10 protein-coding genes and 1 tRNA gene are annotated in these 10000 nt (G+C 34.4%); 3 read left to right on the forward strand and 8 right to left on the reverse strand.

The genetic code is table 11. The features are described from left to right. Both hemW and ruvC read right to left on the reverse strand, forming a co-directional pair. The coding region (gene hemW / locus LDL23_RS06850; RefSeq protein ID WP_291265039.1) for a radical SAM family heme chaperone HemW at positions 1-888 on the reverse strand (888 nt) is incomplete at its 3' end. 62 nt (positions 889-950) lie between these two features. Further along, positions 951-1505: a crossover junction endodeoxyribonuclease RuvC gene (ruvC, locus tag LDL23_RS06855; RefSeq protein ID WP_194093395.1), complete on the reverse strand. Its 555-nt coding sequence runs from the start codon at positions 1503-1505 to the stop codon at positions 951-953. A gap of 31 nt (positions 1506-1536) precedes the next feature. Between ruvC and LDL23_RS06860 the strand changes: the two genes are divergently transcribed. Further along, entirely contained in the window at positions 1537-2463 is a 927-nt protein-coding gene (locus LDL23_RS06860) for a hypothetical protein (protein WP_291265040.1), read from the forward strand. Between the two features lie 7 nt (positions 2464-2470). After that, complete coding sequence (locus LDL23_RS06865) at positions 2471-3574, forward strand: glycosyltransferase (protein ID WP_291265041.1); 1104 nt, start codon at positions 2471-2473, stop codon at positions 3572-3574. Positions 3575-3576: 2 nt separating this feature from the next. Here the strand turns inward: LDL23_RS06865 and LDL23_RS06870 are convergent, their stop codons facing one another. Then, positions 3577-4062 carry a hypothetical protein gene (locus LDL23_RS06870; protein WP_291265042.1) on the reverse strand — a complete coding sequence of 162 codons (486 nt, stop codon included), beginning with the start codon at positions 4060-4062 and terminating at the stop codon, positions 3577-3579. A 1-nt stretch (position 4063) separates the two neighbouring features. After that, entirely contained in the window at positions 4064-4609 is a 546-nt protein-coding gene (locus LDL23_RS06875; protein WP_291265043.1) for an energy transducer TonB, read from the reverse strand. 134 nt (positions 4610-4743) lie between these two features. Between LDL23_RS06875 and LDL23_RS06880 the strand changes: the two genes are divergently transcribed. Further along, entirely contained in the window at positions 4744-5244 is a 501-nt protein-coding gene (locus LDL23_RS06880) for a DUF456 domain-containing protein (RefSeq protein WP_291265044.1), read from the forward strand. Positions 5245-5404: 160 nt separating this feature from the next. Here LDL23_RS06880 and LDL23_RS06885 read toward each other — a convergent pair. The 4 genes from LDL23_RS06885 to dnaE form a co-directional block, all read right to left on the reverse strand. Further along, a tRNA-Asp gene (locus tag LDL23_RS06885) sits at positions 5405-5481 on the reverse strand. Between the two features lie 86 nt (positions 5482-5567). After that, entirely contained in the window at positions 5568-6494 is a 927-nt protein-coding gene (locus LDL23_RS06890) for a DUF58 domain-containing protein (protein ID WP_291265045.1), read from the reverse strand. Positions 6495-6699: 205 nt separating this feature from the next. Further along, the gene (gene trxA, locus LDL23_RS06895; RefSeq protein ID WP_026724422.1) at positions 6700-7017 is read right to left on the reverse strand and encodes a thioredoxin; all 318 of its coding nucleotides are present in this window, start codon (positions 7015-7017) and stop codon (positions 6700-6702) included. 114 nt (positions 7018-7131) lie between these two features. After that, positions 7132-10000, reverse strand: a 2869-nt coding sequence (gene dnaE, locus LDL23_RS06900; RefSeq protein WP_291265046.1) for a DNA polymerase III subunit alpha, incomplete at its 5' end; no start/stop codon positions are given.

Genomic DNA, 10000 nt, shown 5'->3' on the forward strand with positions numbered 1-10000 from the left:
CGTTTCAATTTCTATTGGTAATTTATTTCCTTGAATTGATTTAATGTAAAGTGAATTGTTTGAAACATTCCAACCACGATTTTTTCCATCATAGCTATGCGCTGACGGACCAATTCCGATATATTTTTTACCTAACCAATAACTGGAATTATTTTTTGAGAAATAGTTCTCTTTTCCAAAATTTGATAATTCGTAATGAATGAATCCGCTTTCAGAAAGTTTATCGACCAAAATTTGAAAATGTTCCTGAGCCACTTCATCATCAGGTTGCGGAATAATTCCTTTTTGAATGAACGAATGCAAAGCCGTTTTGGGTTCGACCGTTAAAGCATAACTCGAAATATGCGGCACACCAAAAGACAAAGCCGTTTCGATGTTTTGCAACCATTTTTCATTACTCATTTCGGGAACACCATAAATCAAATCAATAGAAATATTATCAAAATATTGAATAGCTGTTTCCAAACATTTTTTAGCTTCTTCAGCATTGTGCGCACGATTCATCATCTTCAAATCGTCTTCAAAAAAGGATTGAATTCCGATTGATAATCGGTTGACTTTATTTTTTGAAAGTTCAATTATTCGATTCTCTGTTAAATCATCTGGATTGGCTTCTACCGTAATTTCTGGATTTTCGACTACTTTATAGTTTCGATACACTTCATCAATTAAAAATCTCAAATCTGCAATCTGCAATATCGAAGGCGTTCCACCACCAAAATAAATCGTTTCTACAATCTCATCCTTAAACTCGTTTTTACGTAATTCAATTTCTTTAGCCAATGCCAAAACCATCTCATCTTTCTTCTTCAAATTAGTAGAAAAATGAAAATCGCAATAGTGACATGCTTGCTTGCAAAAAGGGATATGGATGTAGATTCCTGACATTTTATTAGTGTTCAGTCGCAGTCGCAGTTTACAGTGCTGAGACTGAAAACTGCGACTGAGAACTATTTTTTTATTCTATCTTCATTCTGTTTCACAAAAGCATCCCAACCCGAATAACTTTTCCCTACTTCCACTCTTCCCGAATTGAAAAAATGACAAACAGCTGCCGCTAAACCATCGGTTGAATCGAGGTTTTTTGGTAATTCTTTTAAACCTAATAATTGTTGGAGCATTTTGGCAACTTGTTCTTTACTGGCGTTTCCGTTTCCAGTAATCGCCATTTTAATTTTTTTAGGTTCGTATTCTGTAATTGGAATATCTCTCGAAAGTCCGGCTGCCATGGCAACTCCTTGTGCTCTTCCTAATTTCAGCATCGATTGCACGTTTTTTCCAAAGAAAGGCGCTTCAATAGCAATTTCATCTGGATTGTGTGTGTCGATTAATTCAATGGTTCGCTCAAAAATGACTTTTAATTTCTGATAATGGTTGTCGTATTTGGACAAAATAAGCTCGTTCAACTGTAGAAATTCCATTTTCTTGTTGACTACTTTGATTAATCCAAAACCCATAATCGTCGTTCCTGGGTCGATTCCTAATATGATGCGTTCGTTTGCCAATTTTAGTGTAAAGTTTCGTTTCTTTGTACCAATGATTACAATTCCTCACAAAGCTAAGCAATTCCTTGTTTTTACCATCAAACTTTTGATTGTAATTGGTGCGTTTTATTTTATTTATGACCAAATTGCAAATAATTCAAAGTTAGAATGGAGTAAGTTCCAGACTTTAGTTTTGGAAAAAACTTCAATTACAACTATCATTTTCATTTTATTATTTAGTGTTGCGAATCGCTATTTTGAGATTTTAAAATGGCAAAATTTAGTTGATTTCATCAAACCGATTTCGGTTGGCGAAGCAAGTAAACAAGTTTTGGGAGCTTTAACTGCTGGAATTTTCACACCAAATGGTTTGGGAGAATATGCCGGAAAAGCCATGTTTTTCAAGAAAGAACAAACTAAAAAAGTGGTATTTTTAAACTTGATTTGCAACGGAATTCAAATGATTTTGACGATTATTTTTGGAACTATTGGATTGATTCTAATTGGGTATTGGAAATGGGCATTAGCGATAATTGGAATTGCAATTATTATATTTTTCACTTCAATTATTTCGAAAAACATCACCATAAAAGGGTATTCCATTCAGAAATTGATCCACAAAATCAACGAAATTCCGAAGAAGATTCATCGAAAAAATATTTTATTGGGAGTTTGTCGTTACTTGGTTTTTTCGCATCAATATTATATTTTGTTTTTGGTTTTCGATATCGATTTACCTTATCTAACATTGATTAGCTCGATTGCTGCGGTTTATTTTTTAGCTTCTTCGCTACCAAGTTTTCAATTTTTAGATTTTGCTGTAAAAGGAAGTGTGGCGATGTTTTTCTTCGGAAAACATGGTGTTAACGAGTGGATTGTAATTTTTATTAGTACGTTAATGTGGTTTTTAAACGTAGTTTTACCTGTAGTAATTGGAAGTTATTACGTAATGCGATTTAAGTTGAATACTTCAAAATAGATTCATTATGCTGGAATTAATTCTCGGAACCGTTTTTCTCATTTACATCCTGTTCATTGGGCAACTGATTTATGGATGTAATCGAATGAAACGCTTTTCGAGAAAGGAATTCACTCCAAAAACATCTTTTACCATTGTAGTTCCGTTTCGAAACGAAAAAGAAAATCTTCCTAATTTATTGCATTCGATTTCTTTGTTGAATTATCCGAAAGAATTGGTTGAAATTATTTTGGTGGATGATGATTCTGAGGAAGTGTTCAGCATTCAGGATTTAGTGTTTAGTTTGAAAGTAATTAAAAACGAAAGGAAATCAAATTCTCCTAAAAAAGATGCTATTGAAACGGCGATTCAAGTTGCCAAAAACGATTGGATTATTACTACTGATGCCGACTGTTTGGTTCAGAAAAACTGGTTAACGACTTTCGATCAATATATTCAGGAAAATGAAGTAGAAATGGTGGCTTCTGGCGTTTGTTATGTTCCGAAAAGTGGTTTTTTATCGGCATTTCAGAATTTAGATTTTCTAAGTTTACAAGGCGCTACGATTGGAAGTTTTGGAATTGGGAAACCTTTTATGTGTAATGGTGCTAATTTCGCCTATTCCAAAGCATTTTTCAAGGAATTAAACGGATTTCAAGGAAATGAAACCATTGCAAGTGGTGATGATGTTTTTTTATTACAAAAAGCAGTTTCAGCTGCTCCGAAAAAAGTTGGGTTTTTGTTGGCTAAAGAAAGTATTGTTGCTACAAAACCTGTTGCAACTTGGACTGAACTGTTTCAACAACGCGTTCGCTGGGCTTCGAAAAGTACAGGTTATTCTTCTGTTTATGGAAAATTGTTAGCTCTTGTTGTTTTTGGCGGGAATTTGGTTTGGATAATGAGTTTTTTACTTTGGTTGACAAGTATATTAGACCAAAACATTTTCATGCTTTTTGTCGCTTTGAAATTCCTAATCGATTTTATCTTGATTTACAAAACCGCTAATTTCTTCGAATCGAAATTACAATATGTGTTAGCGAGTAGTTTGCTGTATCCGTTTTTTAGTGTTTTGGTGGCGGTGTATTCGTTGTTTGGTAATTATTCTTGGAAAGGGAGAAGTTTTAGAAAATAAAACTACTTCTCCATTTTAATAATCACTGGAAGTACGAATTGCGTTTTTACTTTTACGCCTCTTTTGATGGCAGGTTCTACTTTTGGGAAATCAGATAATCTTGAAGTTAAAATACTATCGATTTTTGTTTTATCTGCCAAAGCAATGCTGTCATTTGGATATAAGGTTTCGAATTGCAAGCTCGAATCGGGATTTACGGTAATTTTTACGTTGATAGTGTCGATTTCTGGATATTCAACACGTAACGTATCAATTCCTATTCGTTCCTGAATAGTTTGTGCCATATAATCGAAGAAACATTGTCTTTTTATTTCCGCATCTTTTATCGTATCGCATTGCAAAACCGATGGAAATTCATCGACTTCGTCCCAATTGATTTTTTTCAATTCTTGTTCTAGCAATTCTTTCTCATTAGGAACTTCTTTTTCGAAGTACTGACAAGAATGAAATGCCAAAAGCAAAAAAAGTAGCTGAATTAATTTTCTCATATTACTCTTGCATCTGAAAGGTTATAGGTATTGCAAACATAATATTTATTGGTTTTCCATCGCAAGTAGCCGGAATAGCTGTCGGCAAGGATTTAATTATGCGTATAGCTTCTTCCTCTAAAATCAATCCGTTTTTTGGACCATTAGCTTCTTTTATTTGCGGATTTCCTTCTTTATCAATATAAAATTGTACCAAAACTCTTCCTTCTAATTCGTAATCCATTGCAAATTCGGGATAATTAAATTTAGCCATAACATGCCTTCTTATATAATCTGTAAAAGTAATTTTTTCTTCAAAACCTGTTGTTGGGTTTTTTCTAACGTAATAAGGCGATTCTTGATTATTACATATAGGAAGATCTCCTACCTCTTTTTTGACATTATCAGCTAGTTTTGATTTCTCAATAGAATCGGCTTGTTTTTTTTGCTTTTTTACAATTTGACTTTCTTCAACACGAACTAAATAAGCATCCCATTCTTTTTTTCTAATTTCTTCATATTCTCTTTTTGTTTTTGCCAGTTCATTTAAACGTTCTTGTGTAGACATTTTTTTTTCTTGAGCAATAGCACTATTAACAATTATAAAAGAAACAAAAAATAAAAAAACAAATCGCATAAAACCAATTATTTAAAAAAGTAAGAAACAAAGTTATAAATTTGTTAGACAATAACTAAAATCTTATGGAATACTTTTTATTGATTCTGGGTTTACTTTTAATGATAGTTGGGATTATTGGAAGTTTACTTCCTGCTTTACCTGGACCACCTGTAAGTTGGGTTGGGATTTTATTGCTTTATTTTTGTTCAGGAATAGAAACCAATTATTGGTTACTAGGCATTACTTTAGTAATTGCCATTGTGATTGGAATTTTAGATTATGTAATTCCGGCACAAGGCACAAAATATTTCGGTGGAAGTAAATATGGGATTTGGGGAACGAATATAGGTTTGGTTATTGGAATATTTGCACCTATTCCTTTTGGCTTTTTAATTGGACCTTTTGTTGGAGCACTCGTGGGAGAACTTATTTATAACTCTCAAGAAAAAGGACGAGCATTTAAAGCTGCTACTGGTTCATTTATTGGATTTTTAGCAGGAACCTTCATGAAACTATTGGTGAGTTTACTTTTTTTTGGATTATTCTTGGTTTTGGTTTGGCAGAATAGAGGAATTTGGTTTTAACGAGAAGTATAAAAATCAAAAAAGCTCTGCATAAATGCAAAGCTTTCCATTGGTCTAACTACTAAACCTTTTTGGTACTTTCGTACCTAAACAACACAACTATTTTAAATATTTTAAGAGGGCAAAAAAGCCTTTCTTTTACGAAAGGCTTCCTCTTTACTGGCGGTCTGGACGGGACTCGAACCCGCGACCCCATGCGTGACAGGCATGTATTCTAACCAACTGAACTACCAAACCAGTGCTTGATTGCGAGTGCAAATATACTACGCTTTTTCATTCCTGCAAATCTTTTTGCAAAAAAAATTAAACTTTTTTCAGTGTTTTCAGCCAAACTTTTGTTTTTCAACTAAATACGTTAGTAAAATTTTTTCGAAATTTTCACCTACAGAAACGGGTACATAACGAATTTGATACTGCATACACGTTGCTTCTATCGTTTTGAAATAATCATGCACCACTTTTTGATACGATTCTTGCGTATTTTCGGCAAATAAATTGATTTCTTCTCCCGATTCTACATCAATAAATTTACGTGGCGCATTGTCAAAACTGAAATTTAACTCGGTTTTTTCATCGTAAACATGAAAAACTACCACTTTATGTTTGTTGTGTTTTAAATGCTGCAATGCTTTGAAAATTTTATCGCTGTCTTCATTCTGAAACATATCGGTAAATAAAATCACCATAGAACGACGGTGAATGTTTTCGGCAATTTGATGTAAAAAAGTTACCGTGTCGGTTTTTCGAGTGGTTTTGTTTTGTGATAAAACTTCTTCCAGTTTGTTTAAAATCATGCGATGATGACGCTCGCTTCCTTTTTCTGGCGAATAATATTCATACATATCCGAATAAACGCTCAATCCAACTGCATCTCGTTGCTTTTTAAGCAAATTCATTAAAACCGCAGAAGCCAATACCGAAAATCCTATTTTACTCTCATAAAACGGCTGATTTTCCTTTAATTTCGGATAATGCATCGAAGACGAGTTGTCTAAAATCAAATGACAACGTAAATTGGTTTCTTCTTCGTAGCGCTTGGTGTATAATCTATCGGTTTTGGCGTATAATTTCCAATCGATATGCTTGGTACTTTCTCCTGGATTGTAAATTTTATGTTCCGCAAACTCTGCCGAAAATCCATGAAAAGGCGATTTGTGCATACCGGAAATAAAACCTTCGACAATTTGGTTAGCCAAAAGTTCTAAATGCTCAAAACTGGAAATTTTTTCTATTTGCTGCTCTAAATTCATATCGTAAAGATAGAAAAAGATTTTAAATTTTGGAACACGGATGAAACGGGTTCGCTAAGGCAAAACGCGGTTAAAAACGGATTTCTTAAATGAACGCTACAAATTGAAATAATTAAAACTTCAATAAAGAAAAACAATCTAACTATGTGTTTTAAAACAAAAAAAGGCTCAACTTTCGTTGAGCCTTGAATTTCTTTTTCAAATATTATAGTAATGCATCAATTGCATCAGTATACGTTTTCTTTGGAGCAACACCAACTTGTCTTCCTACCACTTCTCCGTTTTGGAATACTAAAACTGTTGGAATATTTCTAACTCCGTATTTTGCAGCAAATTCTTGGTTTGCGTCAACATCTACTTTTCCTACTACTGCTTTTCCTTCATACTCAGCAGAAATTTCGTCGATAACTGGACCAACCATTCTACATGGACCACACCAAGCTGCCCAAAAATCTACTACTACTGGTTTGTCTGATTTTAATACTACTTCGTCAAAAGTAGCATCTGTTATTGCTAATGCCATATTATTTCTTTTTAGTTTTATACTTATTTGAATCGCAAATTTAGGAATTAATTACGAATGAAAGTGTTTTTTAAAATTACTTTTGATTATACTCTCATTTGCAGAATTTATACTTTAATTCAATTTAAAATTTACTTGCATGCGTTCCAATTCTTGAAGCAATTCGGATGAAATCTTAACTTTCAATTTTCGGCTTGGCATCGAAAGTTTTGTTTTTACGATGATTTCTTCTTTTTCAACTGGAACTTCAATATTCATTTCCATTTCTTCATTAGAATCTTCCGAAATTTCGTCTTCCACATCAACAGGACTTGAAACTGGAATATCTTCCACAATTCGTTTTATTCGTTCCAATTCCATCACTTCAAAAGTCACTGAATTATCCCCTTTATTTTCAGAAAAAATTCGATTTAATTCGGTTATCACATGTTCTTTCACATCATTAATTGGGAACATTAAAATCAATTTCTTAGCAAATGTAGGCAATACATCAGCCAACATTTTAGCATCTAAAAACTGAATTCTTGGATCGGATTTTTTACCCGTTTCGCGATTTACCCAACCTTCTTTCACATTGATTTTAAAATACACAAACTGATTTTGCAACAAGAAATGACGGTATTTTAAATATTCTTCATCAAAAATTCTGAACTCATAACTCTCGTCATAACCTTCTAACACAAAGGTTGCCCAGCCTTTTCCGTTTTTGGCTGTTCGATGTTGCACATTGGTTACAATTCCTCCGAAAGAAAGATTTTTTCCCAAATGCTGCTCCAGATTTTTAAGCGATTCTAATTTAGCCGTGCAGAAATATTTCATCTCAAATTTATAATCATCTAACGGATGTCCCGAGATATAAATTCCGACTACTTCTTTTTCTTTGGCTAATTTTTCCATGGTGCTCCATTCTTCACATGGTGGCACTTGAGGTTCTGCAATTTGAACTTCCGAAGCATCACCAAACAAGCTTACTTGCGATGAATTTTCGTTTTCTTGGAATTTCGAACCATAACGAATCGCCTTTTCTAAGAACGTAATTCCGTCGCCATCATGATGAAAATATTGTGCACGATGAGTTTCGGAAAAACCATCAAAACCACCAGCTAATGCTAAGTTTTCGAATGCTTTTTTATTCGCCGCACGCAAATCAATTCGTTTCGCTAAATCGAAGATGGATTTATAATTCCCATCTTTTCTATTCTCCACAATAGTTTGAACGGCTCCTGCTCCAACACCTTTAATCGCTCCCATTCCGAAACGAACGGCATAGTTTTCGTTAACCGTAAATTTATAGTACGATTCATTCACATCTGGACCTAAAACGGCTAATCCCATACGTTTACACTCTTCCATAAAGAACGACACTTGTTTGATATCGTTCATGTTATTCGAAAGCACCGCAGCCATATATTCTGCTGGATAATGTGCTTTTAAATACGCTGTTTGATACGCAATCCAAGCGTAACAAGTAGAGTGCGATTTATTGAAGGCATAACTTGCAAACGCTTCCCAGTCGGTCCAAATTTTATCTAATTTTTGTTCGTCGTGACCATTCGCTTTTGCTTGATCGATGAACTTAGATTTCATTTTATCCAAGACATCTTTCTGCTTTTTACCCATCGCTTTACGAAGTACGTCGGCATCACCTTTAGAGAAATTCGCCAATTTTTGCGACAAAAGCATCACCTGCTCTTGATAAACGGTAATTCCGTAAGTTTCTCCCAAATATTCTTCGCAAGCATCTAAATCGTAGGTAATAGGTTCTTCGCCATTTTTTCTACGAACAAAAGAAGGAATGTATTCCAATGGTCCTGGACGATATAATGCGTTCATGGCAATTAAATCGGCAAAAACCGTTGGTTTTAAGTCCTTCATGTATTTTTGCATTCCAGGCGATTCGTATTGGAAAACTCCAACCGTTTCACCTCTTTGGAACAACTCGTATGTTTTGGTATCATCAATTGGAAATTCGTCAGGATTCAAATCGATTCCTAAACGGTATTTTACCAATTTCACCGTGTCTTTAATTAAGGTTAGGGTTTTTAATCCCAAGAAGTCCATCTTCAACAAACCAGCACTTTCAGCGACCGAGTTATCAAATTGGGTTACATATAAATCCGAATCTTTTGCAGTGGTTACGGGAACGAAATTCGTAATATCATCAGGCGTAATAATCACACCACAAGCATGAATTCCGGTATTTCGCATCGAACCTTCTAACACTTTTGCTTGTTGAATGGTTTCTCCTGCTAAATCTTCTGAATTTGCGATTTCAATTAGTTCTTTTACTCGATCGAATTCTTCAGAACGTAATGCTTTTTTGACTTCGGATTCATCTTCGGCTAAGAATCTTGCTAAATTCCATTTGGATGGCATCATACCTGGAATTAATTTAGCAATTCTATCGGCTTCAAAAAGTGGTAAATCCAACACACGAGCGGTATCACGAATTGCCGATTTCGTAGCCATTTTACCATAGGTAATAATTTGCGCCACCTGATTAGAACCGTATTTATTGATTACATAATCCATCACACGACCACGACCTTCATCATCAAAGTCGATATCAATATCGGGCATGGAAACACGGTCGGGATTTAAAAAACGCTCAAAAAGCAAATCGTATTTAATTGGATCGATATTCGTAATTCCTAAACAATATGCTACAGCCGAACCCGCGGCCGAACCACGACCTGGTCCAACAGAAACGTCCATTTTTCTGGCTTCGGCAATGAAATCTTGTACAATTAAGAAATAACCTGGATAACCTGAATTGGAAATCGTAAGTAACTCAAAATCTAAACGTTCTTGAATGTCTGGTGTAATTTCGCCATAGCGTTTTTTTGCACCTTCCATCGTGAGATGTTTCAAATACGCATTTTCACCACGAACTCCACCATCTAATTTATCTTCCTCTACTTCAAATTCATCAGGAATTTTAAATTTTGGAAGCAATACATCACGATATAAAGAATAAGGTTCC

Source organism: Flavobacterium sp. (genome assembly GCF_020217025.1).
Lineage (GTDB): Bacteria > Bacteroidota > Bacteroidia > Flavobacteriales > Flavobacteriaceae > Flavobacterium.

Coding starts and splice junctions, on each gene's coding strand:
- LDL23_RS06890 (WP_291265045.1), bottom strand. CDS start 6,494: ATGAATTTAGAGCAGCAAATAGAAAAAATTTCCAGTTTTGAGCATTTA.
- LDL23_RS06875 (WP_291265043.1), bottom strand. CDS start 4,609: ATGTCTACACAAGAACGTTTAAATGAACTGGCAAAAACAAAAAGAGAA.
- trxA (WP_026724422.1), bottom strand. CDS start 7,017: ATGGCATTAGCAATAACAGATGCTACTTTTGACGAAGTAGTATTAAAA.
- LDL23_RS06865 (WP_291265041.1), top strand. CDS start 2,471: ATGCTGGAATTAATTCTCGGAACCGTTTTTCTCATTTACATCCTGTTC.
- LDL23_RS06860 (WP_291265040.1), top strand. CDS start 1,537: ATGATTACAATTCCTCACAAAGCTAAGCAATTCCTTGTTTTTACCATC.
- LDL23_RS06880 (WP_291265044.1), top strand. CDS start 4,744: ATGGAATACTTTTTATTGATTCTGGGTTTACTTTTAATGATAGTTGGG.
- LDL23_RS06870 (WP_291265042.1), bottom strand. CDS start 4,062: ATGAGAAAATTAATTCAGCTACTTTTTTTGCTTTTGGCATTTCATTCT.